The sequence below is a fragment of the Erythrobacter sp. JB2-19 genome (genome assembly GCF_057365005.1).
In genome coordinates this window covers 440,410-466,004 of sequence record NZ_CP200290.1, presented here as the reverse complement: position 1 = coordinate 466,004, position 25,595 = coordinate 440,410, and the positions used below count along the sequence as shown (strand labels likewise).

General features: G+C 58.1%; 26 protein-coding genes and 1 pseudogene. 13 read left to right on the top strand and 14 right to left on the bottom strand.

Translation table 11 applies throughout. The features are described from left to right. Nucleotides 1–107 precede the first annotated feature (107 nt). From AC0V6O_RS02320 to AC0V6O_RS02310, 3 genes are all read left to right on the top strand, one after another. Complete coding sequence (locus AC0V6O_RS02320) at nt 108–767, top strand: hypothetical protein (protein ID WP_486141328.1); 660 nt, start codon at nt 108–110, stop codon at nt 765–767. A gap of 8 nt (nt 768–775) precedes the next feature. Beyond that, the gene (locus tag AC0V6O_RS02315; RefSeq protein ID WP_486141327.1) at nt 776–1,912 is read left to right on the top strand and encodes a M14 family metallopeptidase; all 1,137 of its coding nucleotides are present in this window, start codon (nt 776–778) and stop codon (nt 1,910–1,912) included. A gap of 79 nt (nt 1,913–1,991) precedes the next feature. After that, nucleotides 1,992–2,681, top strand: a complete 690-nt coding sequence (locus tag AC0V6O_RS02310) for a DUF4197 domain-containing protein (RefSeq protein WP_472639815.1) — start codon at nt 1,992–1,994, stop codon at nt 2,679–2,681. Nucleotides 2,682–2,691: 10 nt separating this feature from the next. On the opposite strand, the gene AC0V6O_RS02305 is transcribed toward AC0V6O_RS02310, so the two are convergent. From AC0V6O_RS02305 to AC0V6O_RS02295, 3 genes are all read right to left on the bottom strand, one after another. Beyond that, on the bottom strand, nt 2,692–3,126 hold the full coding sequence (locus AC0V6O_RS02305; RefSeq protein ID WP_486141326.1) for a cytidine deaminase: 435 nt from the start codon (nt 3,124–3,126) through the stop codon (nt 2,692–2,694). Beyond that, nucleotides 3,105–3,773, bottom strand: coding sequence for a glycoside hydrolase family 25 protein (locus AC0V6O_RS02300; protein ID WP_472639816.1), 669 nt, complete (start codon nt 3,771–3,773; stop codon nt 3,105–3,107). The genes AC0V6O_RS02305 and AC0V6O_RS02300 overlap by 22 nt, the downstream gene beginning before the upstream one ends. Before the next feature lie 103 nt (nt 3,774–3,876). Beyond that, complete coding sequence (locus AC0V6O_RS02295) at nt 3,877–4,392, bottom strand: UPF0262 family protein (RefSeq protein ID WP_486141325.1); 516 nt, start codon at nt 4,390–4,392, stop codon at nt 3,877–3,879. 139 nt (nt 4,393–4,531) lie between these two features. Between AC0V6O_RS02295 and AC0V6O_RS02290 the strand changes: the two are divergent. Next, nucleotides 4,532–6,041 (top strand): annotated as a pseudogene (locus tag AC0V6O_RS02290) (replicative DNA helicase). A gap of 24 nt (nt 6,042–6,065) precedes the next feature. On the opposite strand, the gene AC0V6O_RS02285 reads toward AC0V6O_RS02290, so the two are convergent. Further along, a complete protein-coding gene (locus tag AC0V6O_RS02285) occupies nt 6,066–7,244 on the bottom strand; it encodes a phospholipase D-like domain-containing protein (protein ID WP_486141324.1) in 1,179 nt (392 codons plus the stop codon). Between the two features lie 114 nt (nt 7,245–7,358). On the opposite strand from AC0V6O_RS02285, the gene rpoZ reads away from it, so the two are divergent. Together rpoZ and AC0V6O_RS02275 are read left to right on the top strand one after the other, a co-directional pair. Next, nucleotides 7,359–7,706, top strand: a complete 348-nt coding sequence (gene rpoZ, locus AC0V6O_RS02280; protein ID WP_472639819.1) for a DNA-directed RNA polymerase subunit omega — start codon at nt 7,359–7,361, stop codon at nt 7,704–7,706. A gap of 178 nt (nt 7,707–7,884) precedes the next feature. Next, on the top strand, nt 7,885–8,961 hold the full coding sequence (locus AC0V6O_RS02275; RefSeq protein WP_486141323.1) for a DUF3667 domain-containing protein: 1,077 nt from the start codon (nt 7,885–7,887) through the stop codon (nt 8,959–8,961). A 98-nt stretch (nt 8,962–9,059) separates the two neighbouring features. On the opposite strand, the gene ftsH is transcribed toward AC0V6O_RS02275, so the two are convergent. After that, nucleotides 9,060–11,033, bottom strand: coding sequence for an ATP-dependent zinc metalloprotease FtsH (ftsH, locus tag AC0V6O_RS02270; RefSeq protein WP_472639821.1), 1,974 nt, complete (start codon nt 11,031–11,033; stop codon nt 9,060–9,062). Between the two features lie 129 nt (nt 11,034–11,162). After that, entirely contained in the window at nt 11,163–11,795 is a 633-nt protein-coding gene (locus AC0V6O_RS02265) for a TetR/AcrR family transcriptional regulator (RefSeq protein WP_486141322.1), read from the bottom strand. Between the two features lie 115 nt (nt 11,796–11,910). Here AC0V6O_RS02265 and AC0V6O_RS02260 point away from each other — a divergent pair, with 115 nt between their 5' ends. The 4 genes from AC0V6O_RS02260 to AC0V6O_RS02245 are packed head-to-tail and all read left to right on the top strand — an operon-like array spanning nt 11,911 to nt 16,250. Then, nucleotides 11,911–13,026 (top strand): ABC transporter permease, encoded by a 1,116-nt coding sequence (locus AC0V6O_RS02260; protein WP_486141321.1) that lies wholly within the window; start codon nt 11,911–11,913, stop codon nt 13,024–13,026. A gap of 5 nt (nt 13,027–13,031) precedes the next feature. Further along, nucleotides 13,032–13,775 (top strand): ABC transporter ATP-binding protein, encoded by a 744-nt coding sequence (locus AC0V6O_RS02255; protein WP_486141320.1) that lies wholly within the window; start codon nt 13,032–13,034, stop codon nt 13,773–13,775. A gap of 30 nt (nt 13,776–13,805) precedes the next feature. Continuing rightward, nucleotides 13,806–14,822 (top strand): efflux RND transporter periplasmic adaptor subunit, encoded by a 1,017-nt coding sequence (locus AC0V6O_RS02250; protein ID WP_486141319.1) that lies wholly within the window; start codon nt 13,806–13,808, stop codon nt 14,820–14,822. A gap of 3 nt (nt 14,823–14,825) precedes the next feature. Further along, nucleotides 14,826–16,250, top strand: coding sequence for an efflux transporter outer membrane subunit (locus AC0V6O_RS02245; RefSeq protein WP_486141318.1), 1,425 nt, complete (start codon nt 14,826–14,828; stop codon nt 16,248–16,250). 143 nt (nt 16,251–16,393) lie between these two features. On the opposite strand, the gene AC0V6O_RS02240 is transcribed toward AC0V6O_RS02245, so the two are convergent. The 7 genes from AC0V6O_RS02240 to AC0V6O_RS02210 form a co-directional block, all read right to left on the bottom strand. After that, nucleotides 16,394–16,936 (bottom strand): hypothetical protein, encoded by a 543-nt coding sequence (locus AC0V6O_RS02240; RefSeq protein ID WP_486141317.1) that lies wholly within the window; start codon nt 16,934–16,936, stop codon nt 16,394–16,396. A 658-nt stretch (nt 16,937–17,594) separates the two neighbouring features. Further along, nucleotides 17,595–18,593: a HupE/UreJ family protein gene (locus tag AC0V6O_RS02235; protein ID WP_486141316.1), complete on the bottom strand. Its 999-nt coding sequence runs from the start codon at nt 18,591–18,593 to the stop codon at nt 17,595–17,597. Then, a complete protein-coding gene (locus AC0V6O_RS02230; protein WP_486141315.1) occupies nt 18,590–19,423 on the bottom strand; it encodes a peptidyl-prolyl cis-trans isomerase in 834 nt (277 codons plus the stop codon). Before AC0V6O_RS02230 ends, AC0V6O_RS02235 begins: the two co-directional genes overlap by 4 nt. Beyond that, nucleotides 19,420–21,363, bottom strand: coding sequence for a DUF3604 domain-containing protein (locus AC0V6O_RS02225; RefSeq protein ID WP_486141314.1), 1,944 nt, complete (start codon nt 21,361–21,363; stop codon nt 19,420–19,422). Before AC0V6O_RS02225 ends, AC0V6O_RS02230 begins: the two co-directional genes overlap by 4 nt. A gap of 83 nt (nt 21,364–21,446) precedes the next feature. After that, entirely contained in the window at nt 21,447–21,896 is a 450-nt protein-coding gene (locus AC0V6O_RS02220) for a MaoC family dehydratase (protein ID WP_486141313.1), read from the bottom strand. Nucleotides 21,897–21,901: 5 nt separating this feature from the next. After that, complete coding sequence (locus AC0V6O_RS02215) at nt 21,902–22,372, bottom strand: CoA transferase (RefSeq protein WP_486145466.1); 471 nt, start codon at nt 22,370–22,372, stop codon at nt 21,902–21,904. Next, complete coding sequence (locus AC0V6O_RS02210) at nt 22,282–22,983, bottom strand: CaiB/BaiF CoA transferase family protein (protein WP_486141312.1); 702 nt, start codon at nt 22,981–22,983, stop codon at nt 22,282–22,284. Before AC0V6O_RS02210 ends, AC0V6O_RS02215 begins: the two co-directional genes overlap by 91 nt. 142 nt (nt 22,984–23,125) lie before the next feature. On the opposite strand from AC0V6O_RS02210, the gene AC0V6O_RS02205 reads away from it, so the two are divergent. Further along, nucleotides 23,126–23,443, top strand: a complete 318-nt coding sequence (locus AC0V6O_RS02205) for a hypothetical protein (RefSeq protein WP_486141311.1) — start codon at nt 23,126–23,128, stop codon at nt 23,441–23,443. A 126-nt stretch (nt 23,444–23,569) separates the two neighbouring features. Beyond that, nucleotides 23,570–24,052, top strand: coding sequence for a glycosyltransferase (locus tag AC0V6O_RS02200; RefSeq protein WP_486141310.1), 483 nt, complete (start codon nt 23,570–23,572; stop codon nt 24,050–24,052). A 2-nt stretch (nt 24,053–24,054) separates the two neighbouring features. Here the strand turns inward: AC0V6O_RS02200 and AC0V6O_RS02195 are convergent, their stop codons facing one another. After that, nucleotides 24,055–24,519: a hypothetical protein gene (locus AC0V6O_RS02195; protein WP_486141309.1), complete on the bottom strand. Its 465-nt coding sequence runs from the start codon at nt 24,517–24,519 to the stop codon at nt 24,055–24,057. A gap of 348 nt (nt 24,520–24,867) precedes the next feature. Between AC0V6O_RS02195 and AC0V6O_RS02190 the strand changes: the two genes are divergently transcribed. Continuing rightward, nucleotides 24,868–25,590, top strand: a complete 723-nt coding sequence (locus tag AC0V6O_RS02190; RefSeq protein WP_486141308.1) for a polysaccharide biosynthesis/export family protein — start codon at nt 24,868–24,870, stop codon at nt 25,588–25,590. Nucleotides 25,591–25,595: the final 5 nt, after the last annotated feature.

Here is a 25,595-nt window from a genome sequence, read left to right as displayed (position 1 = left end):
CATCGAAAGAAACGCAGTTTTGCACAATCGCGCCAATGGGTCCAAACAGTGCGCCGCTGAAACGGGATTACGCGATCAAACGTCGCACATATTTAAAGGAGGCCGACATGGCTCAACCCATTATGAAACAAGCAGCGATGCTCATCGCATTGGCTGCCACCACCGCACTAGGCGCCTGCGCCACCGTTCCGCCGCCCAGCCCTGTTTCGGTCACTCGGTTCCATCAGCAAGACACGCTTGGCCAAATTGGCCAGGGCATTGTGTTTGTCGAAAGCGCGCCTGACGAGAGCAATGCAGACCTTGAACTCGCCCCATATAAAGCCGCGGTGGCAGCAGAGCTTGTGGCGCTTGGCTATCGCGAGGGACCGCGCAGCGAAGCAAACGCTATCGCCAGCATTTCGCTCGAACGTTTTGAAGCGCAGAGCGAGCGCCAAGGCGGCGGGCCCGTTAGTGTCGGGGTCGGAGGCCGGACTGGATCGTTTGGCTCCGGCGTTGGCCTAGGGATTGGGATCAATCTGGGCGGCGGCAGCAACCGCGCACGTATCGGCACTGAGCTGGCTGTCACATTACGGCCTGCCGGCGCCCAAACATCATCTCCAGGTAACCTGTGGGAAGGGCGCGCTCAAATCGAAGTGTCGCAGGACACACCTGAAGATCAGGCAGCCTCAAGCGCACCAATTTTAGCAAAAGCCTTGTTTCGTGATTTCCCAGGGGGCAATGGCGACACCGTAACGATTGAATTGCAAGATATTGAGACGAGTGAGTGACAAAAATAGTGAATGACATTGCCATTGATGCCGAGTTTGACAGCGGCAATATCCAAGTTCTCTCCGTCTCCGGAAACACCGCCAAACTGGCCCTGCGCAAGGACCACATGTCGGAGTTTGCTCAGTGGTTCCATTTCCGGGTCACTTGCGCAGCCGGCGAAGAGCTAACGCTGAAGATCACTGACCTTAATGATAGCGCGTTTACAGGCGGCTGGCCTGATTATAACGCCTGCGTGTCCGAGGATCGCGAATTCTGGGCGCGCGCGACCAGCAGCTTTGACAAAAGCGAGGCCAATGGCACGCTAACCATCAGCTATGTCCCGTCGGGCAATATCGCTTGGTTCGCCTATTTCGCGCCCTACTCCATGGAACGGCATCATGACCTAGTATCAGAGGCCGCCGCTAGCGAAGGTGTAGACCTCCTACGCCTTGGCACCACTCTGGATGGCCAACCGATCGATTGCCTTGAAATGGGCGAAGGTGAACGTTCCGTCTGGCTCTATGCGCGCCAGCACCCCGGTGAAACACAGGCAGAATGGTGGATGGAGGGCGTGCTGGAATGTCTGACCGATCCGACTGATCCGGTCGCGCGGGCATTGCGCCGCAAATGCCGCCTACACATTATGCCCAATTGCAATCCGGATGGATCACGCCGCGGCCATCTGCGCACGAATGCAGTTGGCGTCAATTTGAACCGCGAATGGAACGAGCCAAGTGCCGAGAAATCGCCCGAAGTCCTCGCGATCCGCAATCATATGGACGCGACCGGCGTCGACTTTGCAATTGACGCACACGGCGATGAGGCGATCCCCGCCGTGTTTCTGGCAGGCTTTGAAGGCATTCCATCCTGGACCGACGAGCAAGGCGAGGAGTTCTACCGCTATCAGCGCATTTTGGACCGGCGGACGCCAGACTTTCAAACAAAGCTCGGCTATCCAAAAGCCCCCGCTGGCAAGGCCAATCTCGGGATCAGCACCAATTTGGTTGCGGAACGTTTCGGCTGTACGGCCATGACTTTGGAAATGCCGTATAAGGATTTGGCCGATGCGCCAGAGCCAGAGCAAGGTTGGTCACCAGAGCGCTGTAAGCTGCTCGCCCGAGACTGCCTAGCTGCACTGCTAGAATGGCTGGATGAGCCGCAATAGGATTTTACATCCGGTTCAGTCTGCTCGCAGCCCGCGATGTGTTACTATCAAGCATATTGCATAAAAAGGGGATGAGATAATGGCCGCAAATTTGAACTGGAATCGCCGCGATATTCTGCTTGGAACAGGGGCGCTCGGCATTGCGGCAATGCTCCCTGCCCCTGCATATGCCCAAGGGCTAAGTCTGACCTCATTGCTGGGCAAGGCCAGCGACAGCGCTCTCGACCAGCTCGCGCAGCCCGGCGCCTTTTACGGCGATGAGGCCATTCGCATTGGCCTGCCCATCATCGGCAAGAAGCGCGGCGGACTGCTCGGCTCAATCCTGGGCGCAGGGCGAAAGCTCGGGATTCTTGATGGTGTCACTCGCCGGATCAATGATGCTGCTGGCATCGCGGCAGGCGAAGCCAAGCCAATCTTTCGCGATGCAATTGGCGATCTCTCGATCACCGATGCGCCAGGCATCATTTCGAAAGGTGACGGCGGCACCCGCTATCTGCGCAGCAGCGCAAATGACACGCTGCAAGGCAAGCTCTCTCCGCTGGTCGACAGCGCGCTGGAAGAGCTGGGCGTTTATGGTGAGTTTGAAAAGCTATCGAGCCAGCACCGCTTTATCAGCGCGGCCGGGCTCAATCGTGAACGGATCAACAGCAGCGTGACCGATCAGGGACTCGACGGAATCTTCTCTTACATCGGCAACGAAGAGCGCGCTTTTCGCAAAAACCCGCTTGGCGATGTTGGCAAGGCCTTGGGTGACATTTTCGGCAATTAGGGCCCTGATCCTAAGCCAGATGTGTAGGCCCAAATGCGTGCGGGAGCAGCTGTGAGAGGGCGACGCGACGGATCTCATCCGCGCCGACGCACAAAATCTCCGGGTCGGTCCCGCCCAATTGCGCCAATTCATTCAGCACCTGGCGGCACCGCCCGCATGGCGTGATCGGTTCCCCGTCGCCGCTGTCATGCGGCCCCGTCACGGCCGCCGCTATCAGTCCGCCGCGCCGGCCATCAGCCATCGCCTTGGACACTGCGATCGTCTCCGCACACAGCGCGAGTCCGTAGCTTGCATTCTCAACATTGGTGCCGGTCACGACCGTCCCGTCGTCAAACAACAGCGCAGCCCCGACTGAATAATTGGAATATGGCGAGTAGGAATGCTCAGCCGCTTCGCGCGCAGCAGCCACCAGTTCGCCGACATTCAATTCTGGATGACCACCCATTCTATAGGCTCCTTTGCCGCTTCACTGACCAATTGGCTGTTAGCGCTCCATAGCAGCCAAGGCCGCCCGGCATAGGCCGGTTTTGCGCGGTCACGCTCCAGCCAAAGGTCGCGCTCAATATTGCCAGCCACCGAATGGCGTTCTTCAAACTCGCGGCTGATTTTTAGCACCACTGGCTTGCCCGCATGCATTTCGATCTGATTGATTAAAGTCATCAACTCACTTTCGACCGCTGCATCGCTGATCGCATCTTCGCAGGTGTCAGCCACCATTGATAAGGCAATCGCGGGCGGCAGCAGGTCGGCGCTGCGCGGAACCATCCGAGTAAAGCGGGCCGATTGCGGGTCTGCACGCTGACACGGGTTGAACACATGCAGCATTCCGACCTTCATCCCGCTGCGCTCGGCCGCACTTAAGTGCTTCGCAAACTCAGGATCAGGCCGCGCAATCGGATCGCCCAAATCAAGATAGACGAATTGTCCGCCCAGCGCCTTGAGCGTTTCAAACCGGACGTTCTTTGCTCCACTGGCGACCACCGCGCCCTGCTCTGGAAAGACCGCCTCATCAGGCCGCCAACTGCGCATGTCCCACCAGAACCAAGCAGCATAGACGATCGCCAGCAATGCGAAGCTGGAAGCTGCGTACACCAGCAAGCGCCCACGGCGAGGTTTCCCCGTGCGCGCGGGGCGTTGCCGTTTGGCCTTGGTCTTGGAACGACTGCTTACCACGTCTTGTGCCCTGCCCCTGCCTTCAGCCTTTGATATGCAAAACGCAGATCAGCGTGAACAATCGCCGGGCCGTGGCGAAATCGGTTTCCACTTTACCTTCTAAGCGTTCAAGCAAGAGCTCTGCAGCATCATTATGAATACCGCGCCGCGCCATATCGATCGTCTCAATCTCTGACGGCGTCGCCTTGCGAATGGCCTGATAATAGCTGTCGCAAATGGCAAAGTATTCTCTAATCGGACGGCGAAAGCGCGCCAGGCCAATCACCAGACTTTCAAGCAGCGTTTCGTCTGTATCGCTGATATCCATCGCGAGCCGGCCATCACGCACCGACAATTGCAACCGGTATGGTCCATCTGAACCGCGCTCTGCACTGCGCAACGGCTTAAAGCTGTTTTCCTCAATCAGGTCATAAATCGCGACGCGCCGTTCCTGCTCAACATCTGCATTGCGCCAGAGGATCGTCTCCTCATCCAGCGCAACATGCGTGATGCGATAATTGCCCGATTGGCTCGCAGAAGATTCGCTTGGCGTCACCATTACAAGCATCGCCTTCGCAGATCGTATCGGGACAGTTCAAGCACTTCGATCAACCATCCCCGCTATCCACAGCCAAGTGAGGCGAATTTGCCGCCATTTGCCCTTGCGCCATTTCCCATCCGCTGCGCAAGAGACGCGCATGGCCGAACCTGAAATTCTTCTCCCCATCGATTCTCAAACCGACAATGCGCGTAAGCTGCCTTCTAACCTTGAGGCGGAAGCGGCGTTTCTGGGTGCAGTACTGATCGACAACCGGGTGATTGAGGAATTGCAGACGCCATTGCGCCCAGATCATTTCTTCGAGCCTTTGCACGATCGGATATACACTCGCATCCTCACTTTGATTGAGCGCAATGCGACCGCCAGCCCGGTCACACTGCGCCCGTATTTTGAGAGTGATGAGGCGCTGAAAGAACTGGGCGGCACGAGCTATCTGGCTCAGCTGACAGCGAACGGCGCAGGCCTGCTGGCCCCTCGCGAATTGGCTCAGCAAATCTACGATCTCGCTCTGCTGCGGGAGCTTGTCAGCGTGGGCCGAGGCCTTGTCGAAGGCGCGCTGGATACCAGTGAAGAAGTCGATCCGATGGACCGGATTTCCCAAGCCGAAGCGGACTTGTTTAAGGTTGCCGAGGGCGCGGCGACGGGTAGCGAGGCCTCGACCTTCCGCGACGCGGCCCTCACCGCGATCAAGATGGCCGAGGCCGCGATGAACTCGGGCGGCGGGCTATCGGGAAAGACGACAGGTCTGGACTCGATTGATCGCAAGACATCGGGCCTGCACTCATCCGACCTTATCATCCTCGCTGGCCGCCCAGTGCATGGGCAAGACATCGCTTGCCACCAATATCGCCTTCAATTGCGCCGAAGCCCATTTGAATTGGGAGCAGGACGGCGGCGAGTTCAACTATGGCGCACCGGCCGCCTTCTTCAGCCTCGAGATGAGCGCCGACCAGCTCGCGACGCGTATCCTCGCCGAGCAAGCGGAGATCAGTTCTGAGGCTTTGCGCAGCGGTAAAATGAGCCGGGAGGACTTCCAGAAACTGTCCTTCGCCAGCCAGCGCCTTGCCGAACTGCCCCTCTACATTGACGACACGCCTGCCCTCACCATCGGTGCCTTGCGGACACGCGCGCGGCGGATGAAGCGGCGTCATGACATCGGCCTGATCGTGGTCGACTATTTGCAGCTGCTGCAAGGTTCGGGCCGCGCCAATGACAACCGGGTCAACGAAATCTCTGAGATCAGCCGCGGTCTAAAGACGCTTGCGAAGGAACTAAGTGTCCCAGTGATCGCGCTCTCGCAGCTCAGCCGTGCGGTGGAGCAGCGCGAAGACAAACGCCCGATGCTCTCTGACTTGCGCGAATCGGGCTCGATTGAGCAAGACGCCGATATGGTCTGGTTCGTCTATCGCGACGATTATTATCTGGAGGCTACCAGGCCCGATTTCCCGACCGAGGCGAGCACTCCAGAAGCGGTTGAGAAATACCGCGCCTGGGAAGAATCTTACGAGCAGGTCAAGAACAAGGCTGCGGTCAACGTTGCGAAGCAGCGTCACGGCTCGACCGGTATGGTCCCGCTGCATTTCCAAAGCGAGTTCACCAAATTTACCTCGCCAAATCTGAAGGATTATTCGGATTACGGATACGAGTGATATTGAGGCGAAAGACCAACGTGGTCAGGAATTGAGCCTGCGTGCGGCCCAGGCATCCGCCAAGCCAAAATAGAACCACAATCGCCAGCGCAGGCGCGTCAAGAAGGTGGCGTTTTCGCTGTACCACTCCGGCGTGATTGGCACGCTGGCGCTCTCCAAGTGATTCATGAATTCACGCAAGCGCTCAGCCAACGCTTCATCTTCCACCCGTACCATCAGCTCCAGATTGATCCGCACAGACCGGCGGTCCAAATTGGCGCTGCCAAAATAGCTGATCGCATCCACGACGAGCAATTTCATGTGCAGTTTGCACGGGCGAAATTCAAAGATGCGAACGCCCGCTTTGAGAAAGCGATTGTACAGCAATCTCGCCGCTTCGATCGTCGCCATAATGTCCGACTTTCCCGCCGTAATCATTCGCACATCACCATGCTTTGCGACACGGGCCATTTGACGCCGAATGCTAAGTGGCGGAGAGAAATAGGCAGTCACGAAATCCAGCCTTGTGGCCTTCGCCAAGTCTTTCTTCAGCCGATACGCCCAATTCTGCGCACGCACGACTGGCCCGCCAAGTACGAGCTGCACCTGCTCGTCGCCAGGATCCCAATCTCGCACCATTTTGCGAATTCGGCGGAACTGTGCCCCTTCGCTTTCCACCCAGCTACAGATACTACCAAACCATTCGCCAAATCGGCCAGCAACGGGGCCTTCAATTGCCACGCCAAGATCGCACCAGCCGTTCTTCTCTGGAGGGTCATAATAGTGGTCAGAGACGTTGGAGCCACCCGTCATCACTCGCACACCATCGGCGATCGCGAATTTTTGATGGTTGCGAATAAGGTATCGCACACCCCAACGCGGAGAGAAGATGGAGAAACGCCCTCCGGCTCTTTCCAATGGTTCGAAGAAATCGGGCGGGGCATCGCTGCCAAAGGCATCGACGATCAGGTGAACCTTTACCCCGCGCTCAGCCGCCCTAACCATCGCATCGCGCACTTTTGTGCCTGAGGCATCATCTTGAAAGAGGTAATAAAAAACCTCCAGAGAGCGTTCCGCTTCGTCAATATGACCGAGCAAGGCGGCAAGTCTGTCTGAACCTCTGGGGTAGAACGTAAACACGTGGCCCTGAGCTTCTATCTGGAAACTATCTGAATCGCTGTAATCGCTCGTTGGCGTTTCGGCAGGATCGGGAGCGGTTTGCATAGTCTCACCCTCTTAGTCCGCGAACCGCAGAAAGCTCGCATTTCTTGACTCAGACCGGCCCTGCGACTAACTGCAGCGCTCATTTTTCCGAAAAATCTAATTTAAGAGGCCAGTATGGCACGCGTTACCGTTGAAGATTGCGTAGACAAGGTTCCAAACCGCTTTGATCTGGTGCTGCTCGCAGCTCAGCGTGCGCGCGAAATCTCTGGCGGTGCGGAACTGACCCTCGACCGCGACCGTGATAAGAATCCGGTTGTGGCCCTGCGCGAAGTCGCCGAGCAGACAATCAAGCCGAAGGAATTGAAAGAAGCGCTGGTTACCGGACTTCAAAAAATCCTTCCTGATGATGAAGATGATGCCGATGAAATCGGTTCGCTGAGCCAATCTGCAGAAGCCCTGCGGATTACCGCTTCGGCTCCGACACGCTCAACGTCGATCGGTTCGGACTACGACGGCAGCTAAGACTGCTGACACATTCACGCGCGCTTTTGTGCGCAGTTTACGAAAGAGGCTGCCGGTTGGCGGCCTTTTTTGTGCCTATCTGATCGCTTCTCCTCAAAATGATTGAAATACGGCAACCTCAGGTCTTTCGCCTTGGCTCCCATGCTGCCTATAAGGCAGCAGGTGGATTGAGGGGGCTATGAGCGACATAACCGAAGGCGTTGGCGCCGCGATTGAAGGGGGCATGGCCAGCCGCGCTGTCGAACCGGCACACGGCGAGAACGCTGCACTGAACGCAAACGGCGACGCCGTAACCACCTGCAAGAATTGCGGGTCCGAGGTGACGGGCGAGCACTGCTCTGCCTGCGGCCAGAAACGGCACATCCACAGCAGCCTAGCCGCAATCGCCCATGATTTGATCCACGGTGTCCTTCACCTGGATGGAAAGCTGTGGCGCACATTGCCAATGCTGGTGTTTAAGCCCGGCCAATTGACTCGCCGCTATATCGACGGGGAACGCGCGAAGTTCGTCAGCCCGATGGCGATGTTCCTGTTCACCGTCTTTCTGATGTTCGCAGTGTTCCAAATCGCTGGGATTAGCACACCAACCACCCTGCCAGAGAGCACCAACGTCTATATCTCTTTGGATGAAGCGCAAGAGCAAGTGATAGCGGACCGCGATGCTGCGGCTGAAGCGCTTGAGAACATGCCCACAGGCTCGCCAGGACGATTGGCAGCGGAAATTGCGCTTAGAGAGGCGGAAGAAGCCGTCAAAGGAATAAATACGGTCGATGAGATGGTGCCAGACGCCGCCGGACCGAGCTCACTCAATGGCACCGGTATCGACGCATTTGACGAGGGGATCATCAAGAAGTGGAATGAAAACCCGGGACTGATGCTCTATAAGCTCCAGAACAACGCCTATAAATTCAGCTGGCTATTGATCCCTTTATCGATCCCGTTCGTATGGATCCTGTTCTTTTGGAAGCGCCGCTTCAAGGCCTATGACCATGCGATTTTTGTGACTTACTCGCTGGCATTTATGTCGATGCTGTTCATCATCGTCTCGATGCTGATTTTGGCTGGGGTAAGCGAAGGCTGGATCGTCTTGATCACGTTTCTCATTCCGCCGGTGCACATCTACCGCCAACTTAAGGGCGCCTATAATCTGTCACATTTCTCGGCCTTTTGGCGAACGAGTACATTGCTGAGTATGATCATGCTGCCGATCACGTTTGGTTTCGCATGGCTGCTGTTGATGATTGGAGCGTTCTGAGCGCGACAAGTGCCGGCGGCCAACCGAATGCTTCCTGACAAAAAGGGCGCCTGAGTTGCCCCAGACGCCCCAATTTACTTGCATGATTTAGATCGAGGTTATGCGCCCTGCGGTGCGGCCCCGCCTTTGTCATCTTTCGATCCAAAGCGCTTACCCGCTTTCGGGATCGCAGAGCCATGGGCCGGCTGAACCACCGCTGGGCCTTTCGGCTCATCAGGCCGGTCCATCTTACCTGTGTCGAGCAATTGCTTGATCTCATCGCCGGTCAGGGTCTCATATTCGAGCATGGCCTGCGCCAAGAGGTGCAATTGATCCTCATGCTTCTTGAGCAATTGGGTCGCGCGCTTATGCGCCCCATCGACCAGGCCCTTGATCTCAGCATCGATCAACTTGTTCGTTTCTGCACCGCCCATTGTACGGGCAGTCTGGCCCATGCCCAGATAACCTTCCTGGCTCTGCTCATATTGCAGCGGACCAAGCTTCTCCGACATGCCCCATTTGGTCACCATATTGCGGGCCAAGTCGGTCGCATATTGGATGTCAGACGAAGCACCAGAGCTAACCTTGTCGTGACCAAAAATGATCTCTTCAGCCACACGTCCGCCCATGCTGACAGACAGGTTCGCGTGCATTTTGTCACGGTGGTAGGAATAGCTGTCCCGCTCTGGCAGGCGCATCACCATACCCAAAGCGCGGCCGCGCGGAATGATCGTCGCCTTGTGGATCGGATCGGATGCTTCCTCGTGGACGGAGACAATCGCGTGGCCCGCCTCGTGATAGGCGGTCATCTTCTTTTCATCCTCGGTCATTACCATGGAGCGGCGCTCCGCACCCATCATGACTTTGTCCTTCGCATCCTCAAACTCACGCATGGCGACCAAGCGTTTGTTCCGGCGCGCGGCCAGCAAAGCGGCCTCGTTCACCAGGTTAGCGAGATCAGCGCCTGAGAAGCCAGGCGTACCGCGAGCAATCGTGCGCGGGTTCACATCCGGTGCCAGCGGCACCTTCTTCATGTGAACGCCAAGAATCTTTTCCCGGCCATCGATGTCAGGGATCGGAACCACAACCTGACGGTCGAAACGACCCGGACGCAGCAACGCTGGATCGAGGACATCGGGACGGTTGGTCGCAGCGATGATGATGATGCCTTCGTTCGCCTCAAAACCATCCATCTCAACCAAGAGCTGGTTAAGCGTCTGCTCACGCTCATCGTTGGAATTGCCCAGGCCATGGCCACGTGAGCGGCCAACCGCATCAATCTCGTCGATGAAGACGATACACGGAGCGTTCTTCTTGGCCTGTTCAAACATGTCACGCACGCGGCTTGCGCCAACGCCAACGAACATCTCGACAAAGTCAGAACCCGAAATCGTAAAGAACGGCACGCCCGCCTCGCCCGCAATCGCGCGAGCTAGCAAAGTCTTACCGGTACCAGGCGAACCGACCAGCAATGCGCCTTTCGGGATTTGACCGCCCAGCTTGGAGAACCGCTGGGGATCTTTCAGAAATTCGACGATTTCCTCAAGCTCTTCGCGAGCCTCATCAATGCCTGCGACGTCATCAAATGTGACGCGGCCCTGGCGTTCAGTCAGCATTTTAGCCTTGGACTTTCCAAAGCCCATGGCGCCGCCGCCACCGCCTTTTTGCACTTGGCGCAGCGCAAAGAATGCGATCCCGAGGATCAGGATAAACGGCAAGGCCTGGATCAAGATAACCCAGAGCACATTCATTTGCTCAGGGGCCTGTCCGGCATATTTCACTTCGTTATCGTCGAGCAATTGAGTGAGTTGATCGTCGCTCGGCACCGGGACAGTCGAGAACGTCTCGTCATTGTTCTTAAGTTTGCCCGTGATCAGGTCCGGCGCAATCTGCACCTCTGAAACGCGCCCTTCAGCGACTGCTTCGCGGAATTCAGAATACCTCATCTGCTGGCCAGGCGCAGCATTGGAATTGCTGAACATCGATACCACGACGAGCAGCGCCATGAAGATGCCGCCCCAAATCATCAATTGTTTGACCCAAGGGTTTGGGTTTTCAGGTGGTGTTTGCTGCGGGTCGTTTTCGTCGCTCATGCGCTCAGATTCCTTGTTCTCACCCGATTATGTAGGTGAGCAGAGATGAATGGCAAGACATCCTTATACGTATCGGATCATGCGAAATTGCGAACAGAATGATCTGTTTTTGCGATTCAAGCCAATTGGTTATGCTTTTACAGGCGAGTAGGCGCGCAGGAACACTTCGACTGCGCCGCTGATCCGGGCGTCCCTGGCCTCCGCCGTTATCACCTCACCAAAACGCTGTTCCAGGTCGCCCATTCCCTTGCACATTGCGACAAACTGTTCCGCGGCCAAGTCAGGATTTGGCACGGATAGCTCCCCTGACGCGTCGGCATGAGCAAGAAATTTACTGAATGCTCCCTTCATCCGCCAAGGCCCAGCTTCGAGAAATTCTCGCCCAATCGACGGATTGGTTTCTGTCTCGGCGGCAATTCGTCGCTCGAATTGGACCATTTCTGGGCGCGAAAGAAAGGCAAACATTGCCTCTCCAATCACACGCAGACGCTCTTTAATTGATGCGTCAGAGGCCGAATCGATCGAGAAATAGCCGCGCATTTTTTCGCATTCATGGTCAACAGCTGCGGCGAACAACCCGCGCTTATCGCTAAAGTGATTGTAGATTGTGACTTTTGATACGCCGGCATCGGCAGCGATCTGCTCGATCGAACTTGCCGCAAATCCAACATTAAAAAAGGCGCGCGCACCGGCCTCCACGATTGCCTCTCGCTTCGCAATATCGACCGGCCTTCCGGTTCTTTTTTGAAACTGGGTTGACAAAGTGAACGGCTCCGTTCATTTAAACGCGACCGTTCAATAATGTGATAGACGTCACAAAGACGCAACCCCCTCTCGCCGTAAAGGTTCCCGCCACGTGCTTTGGATTGCGATACGAATGCTGACCGGCGATGCCCAAAAGTTCTACGGGCTATTGTTCGGTATTGGCTTTTCAACCCTGCTGATCACGCAGCAGCTGACCATCTTCGTGAATCTGGTCGAGCGCGGCGCAAGCGGCGTCTACAATGTACCAACGGCCAAGATTTGGGTGATGGATCCGGTCAGCCGGACGACCGATGTGAACTTTGCGATGCCTGCGACAGCGCTCGACCAAGTGCGCTCCGTGCCTGGCGTGGAATGGGCTGTCCCGCACCTGCGCGCCGCTGCAAACGTCCGCACAAGCAACGGAGATCTTGAAGGCGTCACAATCATCGGAGTTGATGATGCGAGCTTGATTGGCCTGCCTAAGAATATGGTTGAGGGATCGCTAGACGTTTTTGCTCAACCGGACACTGTCGTGATCGATGATGTCGGCATCAACAATATGTTTGAGGATGGGACCGATCCCATCGGCCAGAGACTAGAGCTCAACGACCAGCGCGCCGTTGTTCGCGGCGTTGCCGATGCAATCCCGAGCTTTACGAGCCAGGTCACGCTTTACACGAAATACAGCCAAGCGCTCAATTACGTGCCGGGCACGCGCAACCGAATGAGTTTTGTGCTCGCCGGGATTAGCGACGGCGAAACCGCCGAAGGCGTCGCGGATCGCATTGAAGAGCAAACCGGTCTGAAAGCCGAAACCCGCGACGAGTTGGCGCAGGCTGGTGTGGACTTCATCATTGAGAACACTGGTATCCCGACCAATTTTGGAATCACCGTCTTACTTGGCTTCATAGTCGGCGTGGCGATTGTTGGCCTCACTTTCAGCCTATTCATCAGAGACAATATTAAGCAGTTTGGGGCGCTCAAAGCGATTGGTGTGACCAACGCCAAGATCATCCGCATGGTCGCCGTCCAAGCGGGCCTCGTCGGCTTCATTGGTTACGCCATCGGCGTGCTGGGGACCGTTGGCTTTCTCTACGCTTTTTCAGGCAACCCCTTCTTCAAAGGGTTCTATATTCCCTGGCAAATCCCGCTGGTGAGCCTAGCCTCGGTCATTATCATCCTCGCGATTACAGGCTTTATAGCGATCCGCAGCGTGCTGCGCACAGAGCCAGCAGCGGTGTTCCGGTGAGCGATATGGCACAGACGCAAAGTGTATCTGAATCCGACGCCGCGCCGCGCGAGGCCGCGATTTGCGCCCGCGGAATCGTGCGCGACTTTCAGGCCGGGCAGTCCACGATCCGCGTGCTGCACGGTATCGACACCGATATTCAGCCCGGTGAGCTGACCTATGTCGTTGGTGAAAGCGGCTCCGGCAAAACCACCTTGATCTCCATCATGTGCGGGATCCTTTGGCCGACCGAGGGCGAGGTTCGTGTGTTCGGCACCGACATCTACAATCTTAGCGACACAGAGCTTGTGAACTTCCGCCTGGAAAACATCGGTTTCATTTTTCAGCAGTACAATCTCATTCCCTCAATCGATGCGGCGGCTAACGCTGCCGTGCCGCTGATCGCTCAAGGCATGGCCATGGAGCCAGCGCGGCGCAAAGCGATCGAATTGCTCGACGCTCTCAACATTGGCGATCAAGCGAACAAGCTGCCCAAACAGCTCTCTGGGGGACAGCAGCAACGCGTCGCCATTGCCCGCGCATTGGTTCATGAACCCCGCCTTGTGGTGTGCGACGAACCAACCGCTGCATTGGACGCCAAGTCCGGGCGCAGAGTGATGGATTTGCTGCGAGAGGTTGCGGTCGCCGAAGACCGCGCCTGCATCATTGTGACCCACGACAACCGCATTTTCGATCTCGCTGACCGCATCCTCGTGCTTGAGGACGGGCGGGTCACGCATGACGGCACAGAAATGCCGGACGACCACTAAACCTTTTCGTTCTCCCTTCGAGGCACAGCCATGGCTATTTTACCTGAAAATCTCAGCTTCTCACGCAAGATCATGCCGATACTGGCCATCATTGGCCTGATTGCGGCGGTGTATTTCATCGTGACGGGCCTGCCCGATCGCGAATTATCCGAGCCTGACCGTGAACCGCCCAAAGCGAGCGGCGAACTTGCCAATTCAGCGCGCGTGGCCGGCGCAGGGTTGGTCGAACCATCGAGCGAGATTATCGATGTCGGGACGGCCCTCTCAGGCCTGATCGCCGACCTGCGAGTTCAGCCGGGCGATTTCGTTGAGAAGGGACAGCCGCTGTTTGTCGTCGACGACAGAGCCATTCGCGCTCGCCTCCAGGAAACAAACGCAGCCGTTGGTGAAGCCCGCGCGGCCATTCGCGAAGCTCAAACCGCGCGCAACAATGCACAGCGGCAACTCGCGTTATATACCCAGATCGACGATCCAGCCGCAGTCAGCCAATCCGAAGTTATTCAGGCCGAAGGCGAGGTTGCCGCGGCAACGAGCAGGTTAGAGCTTGCCCGCGCCCGCCTGGCCGCCGCCCAAGCGGGCGCGGCGAGTTCACGAACCGAGCTTGGCCGGTTGACCGTGCGCGCACCCATTGCTGGCGAAATCCTCGCGGTGAACATCCGCCCCGGCGAGTTCGTCTCCAATCAAGGGGGCGGCAATTCGCTGCCCTTCATCCAAATGGGTGAGACACGGCCGCTCCACGTGCGGGTCGACGTTGACGAGAATGAAGCCGTCCGCCTGAGCCTTGGCGCATCGGCCATCGTCAGCCCGCGCGGCGCGGCAGATCGCCAGGTCGAGGCGAAATTCGTCCGCGCAGAGCCGCAGGTTGTGCCCAAACGTCAATTGACAAATAGCGCAGCAGAGCGGGTCGATGTTCGCGTGCTTCAGGTGATCTATGCACTGCCAGAAGGCGATGCATTCCGTGTCGGGCAGCAGGTAGACGCGTTTATCCCTGCCCGCAGCAGCTCCAGCGATACCGCCGAGACACCTGATGGTGAGACGGAGGAATAGCCGATGGCCCGCCTCTCCTCCGTGGTCCTACGCCGATCCTTCGCTGCGGCGCTAGCCCTCTCGCTCGGTGCCTGCGTCGCTGGGCCTCCGCCGGAAATCGCCACGCCTGCGCCTGAGCTGCCAGAGAGCTTTTTGTTCGCGCCCTCAGCCGAAACGAGCACTGCTCTGGCTGAGCTTTTGCCGAGTGATGACCCGGCGTTTCTCGATCTGTCCAGCCAGGCATTGGACAGCGCCCCCAGCCTTCAGGAGGCCTTGGCCCGCATCGATATTGCGCGCTCCGGCGCCCGGCGCGCAGGCGCAGCGCGCCTCCCGCTCGTCACCGGTGATGCATCGGCAACAGGCACGCGGATCAATCCCAATCAATTCGGCGACGGCGCGGCGCAGGGCGGCTTTATCGACACTGAACAGGTGCAATATGGCGCCAATGTTGCGGCCAGCTGGGACTTGGATTTGTTCGGCCGTCTGCGCGCGCAGGAACGCGCGGCCATCGCCCGAATTGACGCCGCCAGCGCCTCTGCGGGTGCCGTCCGCTTGGCTCTGATCGCAGAGATCGCAACCAGCGTGATTGATTGGCGCACCCTCTCTCAGCGGCAAGAGGCGTTGGAGCAAGACGTGCTCGCCGCCAAACAACTCGCAGGGCTAGCCAAAACGCGCGAAGACGCCGGGCTAGCCCCCGGATTTGACCGCGTCCGCGCAGAGGCGGCGGCAAGCGCCTCGCGCTCTCGCCTGGCCGCTCTCGCTAGCGAGCGGGTCCGCATCATTGGCCGCTTGGTCACGCTGACCGGTCAGAACGCGAGCTTCGTCACCGCAGCTCTGGAAAAGCAGGGCCCGGCGGGCGTGCGGGCGCTGGCACCAGCCGCCGTCCCGTCCCTGGTGCTGACCAACCGGCCTGACGTCTTGGCGGCAACCGCAGAGCTGGCCGCAACCGACGCAGACCTTGCCGCGACCGCGCGCCAGCGCTTTCCGCAGTTCACTCTATCGGCCGCGCTCGGCCTGCTCGCCTTCAACCTCGGCGATCTGTTCGACTCAGCCTCTCTGGTCGGCTCGCTCAGCGGAGGCTTGGCCGCGCCCTTGCTCGACTTTGGCCGGATAGAGGCTGAGATCGACGGCGCGGCTGCGACCAAAAGGGCCGCCTTCGCCGCCTATCGCGGCGCGGTGTTCCAAGCGCTAGGCGAAGCAGAAACGGCTTACGGCCTGATCGAAGCGAGCGACCGCGAAGCGGATCTGGCGGTGAAGGAAAGAGACGAATTGCAGCGCGCAGCCAGCCTCGCCAATTCACGCTACCGCGCCGGACTAGCCGACTTCCTGACCGTGCTAGAGGCCCGCCGCGCCGCCGACGCAAGCGGAGAACGAGCCGCCGCCGCGCTTGGCAGGGCTCAGCGCGCGCGCGTGCTCCTGTGGCAGGCATTGGGCGGGGAGGAGATGTAGGCGGCGGCCATCGGTCGCCGCAGCCTTCAGTCAACTTAACTCGAATACCTAACGACGGCTGACGCGCTGTCCTTCTTGCATGACCGATTTTGGCCGGTGTTAGCCGAGAGCAGACTTTCTGCTTTCGACCCAAAAGTAGTCGTTCAGCTAGCGAAGTTTGGTTTTAAGTGGCGTCTCAGCAAATCAGCGCAAAGAAACTCTGATGTGAACAGGCTCTCTATGTAAGGCAGCTTGTTGAACATCGGATAGATCATTGAGCTTTCGGCAAAGTAGGCGGCCTTCAACAAGAGCGCGCGCGCCTCTTCGAAAGGAAAACCACGAACCTCTTGAACACTATCTATCAGCGCTTTCAGCTCGTCCAGATCCTCCGAAGACTTGGCAAAATCGATCATGAATGCATCAGATTCAGCATAATAGTTCAGCTGATTGAGAGCCTCATCGTCGATTTCGCCTGCGAGCCATTTTTCGGCACCCCTTAGGCCGCCTCGCAAGCCAGGTTGTGGAATGAGGTGCTGGTGCCTCCAACAGCAGTCGATCAGAAAACGATGAAGCTGCCTAATTTGTGTGCGAAGATAGTCCGGCTGTTCTTGCCAAATATGCAGCAGCATGCCCGGCGCATTGATCGATGTTTCCCACTCGATTTGATCCATACAGATTTCATAATCATGTGCAGCCAACAGTTCCACCAACTTGTGTTAAACCATCTTGCAGGCAGGAGTTCCAGGGACAGGATACTTAATCGACGGTGACAGCACTCAGCCATAGCCTCAGCTCTGCAGCCAGACTTCCACGCATCGTCGTTCCAAGCACCCCGCATCAAGTAAACCAGCGCGGCTATCGCCACTTGCCGATGCTCCTTTTGGGGCAATGATCGCACGCATCAGAGATGCCATTGGCAGGGATTGCGGCTGGCAAAACCAGCGCGCCGTTGAAGGTGTTATCCCGGATCAAGTCTGCTTTGCAGAGCTGCGCTTCCCGGGATGACGAACGAGGTGGGCTGCGGTGGTTATCAAACCTGGTCTTTCCCTCCTGCGTCACCCCAAATCCAAACACGTCATGCTGAATTCAGTTCAGCATCCATCGCGGCGCGCTACTGGTAGATGTTTGTTCTGAGGATGGACCCTGAACCAAGTTCAGGGTGACGACACGGGGTAAGGCATGGCAGCGAGCCAATTTTCCTACTCAATGCGCGTTCGCTATGTCTGAGGCATGCTTTTGCCCCGTGCTCTCCAGCCCCTCGTTAATCGAGTAGATCGATCAATCAGCGCGCCTGTGATCGATTGGTTTTTCAGCCATGACTGTGTTCCAGCCGTTCCAAGCGTGCCTCACGTGCGATGGATGGAGCTAGGTCAAAATCCGCTCAAACAGCCAGAAGCTGGCGATGGTGCCGATCGCGTAAGTGATGAGCTTCAGCGCAATCGGCCATGCCTGAGGCGCCCAGCGCAGGATCACCCAGCGCAAACACAGAACGGCAGCGATGACCAGCAATTGCCCCGCCTCAACGCCGATGTTGAAGGCCAGCAATGCGGCGGGCACCTCGCCCGATGGCAGGCCAATCTCCGACAGCGCGCCGGCAAAGCCAAACCCATGCAGCAGGCCAAACCCAAGCGCCACCAGCCACGGCGCGCGCTGCGTCCAGCTCCTCGGGCGATCCGGCTTGCCGCGACCGTGCAGCTCCACCGCCAGAAACAGGATGGACAGCGCGATCAGCGCCTCAACGGGTCGCTGCGGCAATCCGGCATAGCCCAATGTGGTCGCGACCAAGGTAACCGAGTGCGCTATCGTGAAGGCCGTGGCGGCTTTGACGACCGACCAGCCCCCGCGCACCAGCAGCACCAGCGCGATGACGAACAGCAGATGGTCCCAGCCGAGCAGGATGTGCTCAACGCCGATGGCAAAGTAGCTGCGAGCGACGCCCCAAGTGGTGGGCGCGGCGGCGATGCGGGCGCTTGGCATATCCGATGTCAGCCGAGAGGTCTGCGACACTTGCCCAATCGGAACCACCCGCAGCAGAGCGTCCGAACCGCTGGGCAATGCAGCAAAGCCAATCCGCTGATCCGCAAGCGCGCCCTCGCATTGCAATCGGCCGTGGCCAAGCTGTTCCAGCGGGGCAGCGCGAAGAACGGGCCCTTCGATAAAGGAGCAGTTCTCCGGGATCACCAGCGCTGGAACGGGACCGGCGGCCTGATCGGCGGATGCGACGGGCAGCTTCCAATCGAGCAGCCACTCGCCTGCCTCTTGCTCAGACAGTTCAACAACGGCGGGGCGGATCTCATCAGCCGACGCAGGCGCCGCAAGCAGCACCGCGGCACACGTCAGCAGCCATCCAAGCCATGACCTCACTCAGCGATCTCAACCGTGTAGGCGCTGCGCAGCAGTTCGTAGGCCGCTTCCTTGCGGGAGGCGATCGTCTCGCTGCGCCAATCGTTGAGGACTTGGCCGCGGACCTCGGCAAAGTCGGGCGCAGCCGCGCCGGTTCTCGCTCGCAATCGGACCGCATGCCAGCCGAAGCCAGAGCGGACGGGCCCCTGCCAACCATCTCCAGGATCAAGCTTGGCGAGCTCCGCCAAGAACACCTCGCCAAAGCGGGTATCGACTTCGCGCGCAGGCATGCCTTGCGCGGACGCGGGCAAGCTGATGGTCTCACCGATAGCGCTCCAATCAGCGCCCGAGGTGAGACCGGCAATCGCAGACTTGGCCGCGCCTTCGGTCTCGAAATAGAGCTGGTCAAAGCTGTAGCTCACCGCGCCGGCGTAACGCTCCGCATTGACATCATACCAAGCGCGCAAGGTCTCATCAGACGGTGTCGCCGCTTCTGCACGTGCGCTGGCCGCGAGGTCCATCTTGCTCGCAAGCCTTCGCCTAACGACAGCATCACCTTGATCAAAACCCAGACGCAGCGCCTCGCGATACAGCACTTCATCGCGGACAAACCGCTCGATTTGCTGGTCGAGTTCGGCGTCGGTGGGTGCCCGGCCCAGGGTCCGCTCAAATCTCAGGGACAGGTCGGCCTGAACCGCGCGGTCGATGTCTATCGTTCGGCTGGCGGGATCAACCTCTTCGCCGCGCCAAGCAAACAGGGCAAAGACGAGCGCGCCCGCAGCCAGGAAATGCACCAGCGGTTCGCGCGTCCAGTTGGGCCAGGTTCTGGCCGCGTCGTCAGGCTCGCTCACCCTTCCCCCATGATCGCAGGAGCCGTCGCCACCACCGCAGGCCGCAGCCATATTGGTGAGGTGTACGCACGCTCTTGGGCCACCGCGTCGGCCATCGCTTCCTCTGACAGGGTGATCCCAAAGCGTACCGCATCAAACAGCGACCAGCGCGGTGTTGGGATCTCGATGACACGCACGTAGTAGAATGCGCGCTGACCCTCGGCGTAGTCGGGATCCGTCCAGACCGTGCGCAGCTCAGCTGCACCGATGTCATTGGTGTAGCTCGCCGTCTCCCGGTCTACCGTATCGCCGACAGAGGGCACCTTGCCAGCTGACAGCGCGCGGCTTTCCATGGCGCTCCACACGACATCATAGACCTGTTCCTGAGCTTCGCCTGAGGCATCAATCCACCCCTTCACAACCTGAACGCGGTCAAGGTTTGCGCCATCAGGATCTTTCAGGGCAGATATCATGAAGTTTGGAGCGCTGCCATTATCGGTCAATTCGCCGCCCATTGGTACGCCGCGTGTATAGCCAGCCCTCACCCAATCGCCGTCCCAATCTGCATCGGTGAAGTCGAACCCTCCGAAGACACGCACAGACATGCGCGGACCGGTAGTAGCGTAAACCTCTCGCCGGGCAAACGCGTCGAAAATCTCCGCCCTTGTGTTGCCGCGCGCCCATGCCGCTGCATAACCGCCTGCAAGATAATGCCAGCCGAACCGTCCTTCGCGTGTTCCAAGGTTCTGCGCGGCAGCAGCACGATCTTCGACACTTGGCTCATTGCCGGTATGCTTACCGAAGAAATTGTCCTCATCACCCGTGGCGAGCGACGTATGACTATCGGTCGAACCGATCATACCAAAGGCATAGGGGTTCACGCCAAGCTGTTCTTCTAGCGAGAGGCCTCGCTTCAGCGCTTCTCGGACATAATTTCCGCCCAGCATCTCAGGCTCGGTTTTTGCGGTGAGTGGCAAATTGCCAAGCTCCCAACCTTTCACGCCGTAACCTGCCATCTCATCATTGGGAGAGAGCAGCGGGTGAGCCTCGCTGTCCCCCTTTATCTGCGTGACCTCGACCACTGGTTCCGCCGCCGCTCGCTTGGCTGCATATTCTGCGGTCATTGCACTGCCATCAGGCATGGTCATCTCAAACATCATCCCGTTGGAAAGGTTCGAGTTGTGCGGAATGGCGAGCGCTTTCCCGCCCGTCTTATCGGCATAGGCGCTCATATAGTCCCACAATTGCTCCGGCGTTGTGCTCAGGCCCGGGAAAGGCAAGACTTGGCTGGTTCGATCGCTGCCATCGCGAAACATCACCACCCGGTGCAAATTATTGCCATTCGGCATGAGCGTCCATTCAAACCCGGCCAGCGCGGTAAAGCTGCCCGGCTTATTGTAGCGATCAAGGATCTCCAGTTGGGTATTCCAAATGTCGGTAGTGTTTTCCTTTTGCCGCTCTGGATCGCTCATCGCCTCAGGCAAAGTGCCATTGGCTGCCGCAGTAATTAGCTCCCCGATTGCGCGCTGAGATTGCTCGGGGCTTTCATGCATCATGTCATACCAGCGCAGCATAGTCTCATCGCCCATCGCCTGCACGCCGATCCGTGGGGCATCGTAAAGCCGCCGCGTTGCCCCGAGACCATCGGAATGGTCAGCAATAACCAGAAAATCGAGCGGCCGGGCGAGCTTGGCTGGCGCACCAGTGGTCGCCGTTACCTCTTCACCGCTGGCGAAACGCAGCGCCTCTTCCGGACCAAGGCGGACGCCGAAGCCAAAGGCATCGACCGAATTGTCTGTATGCAGGTGAGTGTCACCCCAATAGGGGCGGTCGGGGAACTCTGCGAGCTCGATAGTGCCTTCGCCATCGCCGCTTTGCGCCTCATCAACGCCGCTCAGCGCGTCGCATCCAGCGAGCGAAATGCTCGCAATGCCGGCCAAAGTTGCCGCTTTCCATGTCATCTGCATGGCGTCCCTCCCATTCCTCTTTTTATGGCCAAGAATGTGGGCTGAGATAGCGCACTTCGTCAAGCCAAAGGGGAATGTCAGCCTGACTTTTGCAGCAAGGCAGAACGCTCACAGCGGCACACAACCTCATCGCGCTGGTTCGTCAACTCATGGATGAAGGTCACGACGCCCGCCTCTGGGCGCGACTTGCTGGGGCGAAGTTCTTTCACTTCGCTCGCCGCGCGCAAGGTGTCGCCGATGAACACTGGCTTGGGCGTCACGACCTTATCAAAGCCTAGGTTCGCGACCAATGTGCCCAAGGTTGTGTCACCCACTGAGAGCCCAACCAGAAGCGAAAATGTGAAGGTCGAATTGACCAGGATTTGCCCAAACCCGCTTTCCTTCGCCGCCTCGACATCAAGGTGAAGCGGCTGAGGGTTGTGTGTCATGGTCGAAAACAGGAGGTTGTCCGTCTCGGTCACTGTGCGGCGGATATCGTGTTCGATCCGTTCACCCACCTGCCATTCGTCAAAGTACTTTCCAGCCATTGGCTTTAGCCTTCTTTTTTCCAGCTTCCGGCGACGTCTGCGCCATCCATCGCGCTGTCACGGATTACACCCGGCGTGCGGCTAAATCGCGGAGCAGGCGCCGTGTGCCACTCGCCGCCGTGCTCGACATAGGCGCCGCGGGCCTTCAAATGCGGGTGTTCGCGGGCTTTCTCGACCGGAAGGACTGGGGCAAAACACGCATCGCTTCCCTCCAGCAATTCGCACCACTCCGCCTGTGTCTTTGTTTTGAACATGATGGCCAATTTCTTGGCATAGTCATCCCAATTGCTCGGGTTCAGCTGGCCTTCGCTAAGCTCGTTTGGCGCGCCTGACTTAGCGAGAAATTCGGCGTAGAACTGCGGCTCAATCGCGCCCACAGAGACTTCTAAGCCGTCTGCGCATTCAAAACAGCGATAGAAATGCGCCGCCCCCCGAGCATCCCTTTGCCCTTCTCCGTCGAGAGGATTGGCCGCGATCCGGCCCCGAAAAAGAAGCTCATCAGGCTGGTCGCGCCATCGACAATCGCCGCATCGACAACTTGCCCTTTGCCTGACCGCTCCCGTTCATAGAGAGCAGCAAGGATGCCAAATGCGCAGTACATCGACCCGCCGCCAAAATCCCCGACAAGGTTTTGCGGCGGTATCGCTGGCTCTCCCTCTCTACCAACCGCAGCGAGCGCGCCGGTGATTGCAATGTAATTGATATCATGGCCAGCCGCCTTTGCGAGCGGGCCGTCCTGGCCCCATCCCGTCATCCGAGCATAGACCAAACGCTCGTTTGCGCTCAGCACGTCGTCTGGCCCCAGACCTAAACGCTCCATCACACCAGGGCGGAACCCTTCGATCAACACGTCTGCATTGGCCAAGGTGTCGAGGCAAAATGCGCGGCCCTCATCGCTCTTCACATCCACGGCAACTCGGTTGCGCGCCCTCTCGACCACCGGATTGCTGATTTGTGTGCCATGCCGCTCAATCCGAACGACCTCAGCGCCCATATCGGCCAGCAGCATCGCAACGTGCGGACCGGGGCCTATGCCTGTGAATTCGACCACTTTGAGGCCGGTTAGCGGCCCACTGGATTGCGTCATGCAATTTTTCTCCCTCTTGTCAGCGACATTGGCCTGCCCTTGTTCTGGTGGCAAGATATCGAAGGGAGATTGATTGACTTTGTGAGCAGAAGTCACGCAATTGTTTGGTCTGCGATTTTTCCAAGTGAGGGCCGGTTACGATATGAAAAAGGTCCTGGCAGTCGCATCAGGCGGCGGACATTGGGAGCAGTTGATGATGCTGCGATCATCACTCGATCCGCACGATGTCTGCTATGCGACAACCCAAAGGGATATGGCGACCGCGCATGGTATTGAGCGCGTAGCAGAACTGCCGGATTGCAATCAGCATACGCCGATCTCGCGCACTCCTTTGCCTGATTGCGGCGATACGCCTCGTCCTGAAAGCCAGGCCTTCCTCTGTGATCTCAACTGGCGCCGCACCAGGATTTTTCTGCATTCTTGCCGGACGATTGATTGGCGCCAAAACACTATGGGTTGATAGTGTGGCCAATGCTGAGCAGCTCTCAATGTGCGGCAAGCTGTCCAAGCACGTGGCCCATGAATGCCTGACGCAATGGGACCATTTGGCGAGCGACACCAAACCGCTTTTTCGTGGGTCGGTTCTGTGATCTTAGTAACCGTGGGCATGCAGCTGGGGTTTGATCGGCTGATACGCGCGATGGACGAAATTGCGCCAACGCTTGATATGCCCGTGATCGCTCAGACGGGACGAAGCCGGTATCGCCCGATTAATATGGAATTGCACAACAATCTCGACGCAGGCCAGTTTGAAGAACTGGCAGCCGATTCCAAGTTGATCGTCTCACACGCGGGCATTGGCACGGTTCTAACCGCCCAAAGGCTTCGAAAGCCAATCGTCTTGATCCCCCGACAAGCGGACTTGGACGAGCATCGCAATGATCATCAGCTGGCAACAGCCAAGCAATTGCGTAGCCAGCCCGGGATCCTTGTTGCTTGGAGCACAAATGAGCTAGGTGTTACGATCCGAAAGGGCCTGACAAACTCCACCTTGCCACATGTCGAACCTCAGGCCTCCTCGGAGCTTCTAAGTGCGGTCGCAGGGTTCATTGAGCGAGGCCAGATTTAGCACTAGCTGCTCTGCTTCCCCGCTACGGTCATCGAGTATCGCGCCGCGCATCCAGCGACGAGCAGTGAGGCGCCAATATCCATAATCCAGTTCAGTTTTATCGGTCCACCGTAAAGCAAAGTGTCCACTGAATGCAGCGATATTATGCGCAGACCGATTAGGAGCAGCATTGCAAAAGCGGATAGCTGTGCTGTGAGCAGCATCTTGTATGCACTCACGCTGACCGCACCAGATTTGGCACGAAATCCTTGTCGGACCATCAAGCCAACGGCGATTGCCGCGACTACCAATAGAGCAATCACCGAGGGAAGCTGCCAAAAACTGCGCCCGTCATAAGCGCCTTGAGATCGCAGCAGATCGCGCATCACATCGCGCAACATGTCCTCAAAACCCAGCAGCCGTGACGCAATGAGCAGACCAAAGAACACGGCCATCAGCCGCCACGCGCGCGCCAGAGAGACGCTCATGCCCCGCTGCACAGAAACCCTCCATGCCGCGCCGCACATTATGACCACAAACAGATAGAGGCCTGCGCCAAGCCAATTGAGGAGCGATACATCCAGAAGCACTGCCGCTGCCCTTTCTTAGCCGAGTGAAATCAAATTCGCCCCCAAGCCATAATTTACGTCCGCCAACCGGTCCAGGAGCCAGATCGCATTCAATACTCGATCTTCCAGCAATCGACGAATAGGCTCTACTCACCGCGTAGCACCAGGACACTTCATAGGAATCTGCGTAACTTGTTGCGCCTAAGGATTTGCCGCACTAGTCTCCAATACTTAAGGTTCTACCGAAGAGCCTTGGGGATCATTATTGTGAGAATTCAGATTATTGATCAAGCACTTCGCAGTTCTGTAATCTTGGGCGCCGCGGCCATCCTGGGGGCCTGCGCCTCTCTACCTCCAGCCAACATTGGCGCAAGCGTCACCGCGCCAAATGAAGCGCTGGGACAGGCAGACTATACCTTCCAAAAGCCAGGCACATATCGGCTGCGCGCTTCGGACATCATTTCCGTCAGTGTCTTTCGTGAGCCTGACCTTTCGCTCAGTGATGTACGCGTAGGGGTCGATGGGATCGTTTCTCTGCCAATGTTGGGACGTCACGAAGTTGGCGGCAAGACAACTGGTGAGATCGAGAGCGAACTCACCCAAAGGCTGGACACTCTGGGCCTCAAAAACCCGCGCGTCAGCGTCAATATCTCCGATTATGCATCCCATTTGGTGACGGTCGAAGGAGCCGTGCAAGAAGCAGGCGTGTACCCGTTTCAGCCTGGTGCGCGGCTATCATCCGCGATCGCGATGGCAAAAGGGGTGACCCGCGTTGCTGAGCTTAAGCAAGTGGCGGTCTTCCGCACCCGCCCCGATGGCATTTATGCGGCGCGCTTTGACTATGGCGAGGTCAGCCGCGGCACGATGCTGGACCCGGTGTTAGAGCCAGGCGACAGGGTTGTGGTGGGCACCTCGACATTGTCGCAGTTCTGGCAAGACACACTCCGCGCGCTACCAGCCTTTGGCGTGTTCGCAAGCCTGGACAATTGAGCCGA

Bases quoted from the DNA above. Each gene is read 5' to 3' on its own strand.
- AC0V6O_RS02320 (WP_486141328.1), top strand. From the start codon at position 108: ATGGCTCAACCCATTATGAAACAAGCAGCGATGCTCATCGCATTGGCT.
- AC0V6O_RS02310 (WP_472639815.1), top strand. From the start codon at position 1,992: ATGGCCGCAAATTTGAACTGGAATCGCCGCGATATTCTGCTTGGAACA.
- AC0V6O_RS02305 (WP_486141326.1), bottom strand. From the start codon at position 3,126: ATGGGTGGTCATCCAGAATTGAATGTCGGCGAACTGGTGGCTGCTGCG.
- AC0V6O_RS02295 (WP_486141325.1), bottom strand. From the start codon at position 4,392: ATGGTGACGCCAAGCGAATCTTCTGCGAGCCAATCGGGCAATTATCGC.
- AC0V6O_RS02285 (WP_486141324.1), bottom strand. From the start codon at position 7,244: ATGCAAACCGCTCCCGATCCTGCCGAAACGCCAACGAGCGATTACAGC.
- rpoZ (WP_472639819.1), top strand. From the start codon at position 7,359: ATGGCACGCGTTACCGTTGAAGATTGCGTAGACAAGGTTCCAAACCGC.
- AC0V6O_RS02275 (WP_486141323.1), top strand. From the start codon at position 7,885: ATGAGCGACATAACCGAAGGCGTTGGCGCCGCGATTGAAGGGGGCATG.
- ftsH (WP_472639821.1), bottom strand. From the start codon at position 11,033: ATGAGCGACGAAAACGACCCGCAGCAAACACCACCTGAAAACCCAAAC.
- AC0V6O_RS02260 (WP_486141321.1), top strand. From the start codon at position 11,911: ATGCTGACCGGCGATGCCCAAAAGTTCTACGGGCTATTGTTCGGTATT.
- AC0V6O_RS02255 (WP_486141320.1), top strand. From the start codon at position 13,032: ATGGCACAGACGCAAAGTGTATCTGAATCCGACGCCGCGCCGCGCGAG.
- AC0V6O_RS02250 (WP_486141319.1), top strand. From the start codon at position 13,806: ATGGCTATTTTACCTGAAAATCTCAGCTTCTCACGCAAGATCATGCCG.
- AC0V6O_RS02245 (WP_486141318.1), top strand. From the start codon at position 14,826: ATGGCCCGCCTCTCCTCCGTGGTCCTACGCCGATCCTTCGCTGCGGCG.
- AC0V6O_RS02225 (WP_486141314.1), bottom strand. From the start codon at position 21,363: ATGACATGGAAAGCGGCAACTTTGGCCGGCATTGCGAGCATTTCGCTC.
- AC0V6O_RS02220 (WP_486141313.1), bottom strand. From the start codon at position 21,896: ATGGCTGGAAAGTACTTTGACGAATGGCAGGTGGGTGAACGGATCGAA.
- AC0V6O_RS02210 (WP_486141312.1), bottom strand. From the start codon at position 22,983: ATGACGCAATCCAGTGGGCCGCTAACCGGCCTCAAAGTGGTCGAATTC.
- AC0V6O_RS02205 (WP_486141311.1), top strand. From the start codon at position 23,126: ATGAAAAAGGTCCTGGCAGTCGCATCAGGCGGCGGACATTGGGAGCAG.
- AC0V6O_RS02195 (WP_486141309.1), bottom strand. From the start codon at position 24,519: ATGAGCGTCTCTCTGGCGCGCGCGTGGCGGCTGATGGCCGTGTTCTTT.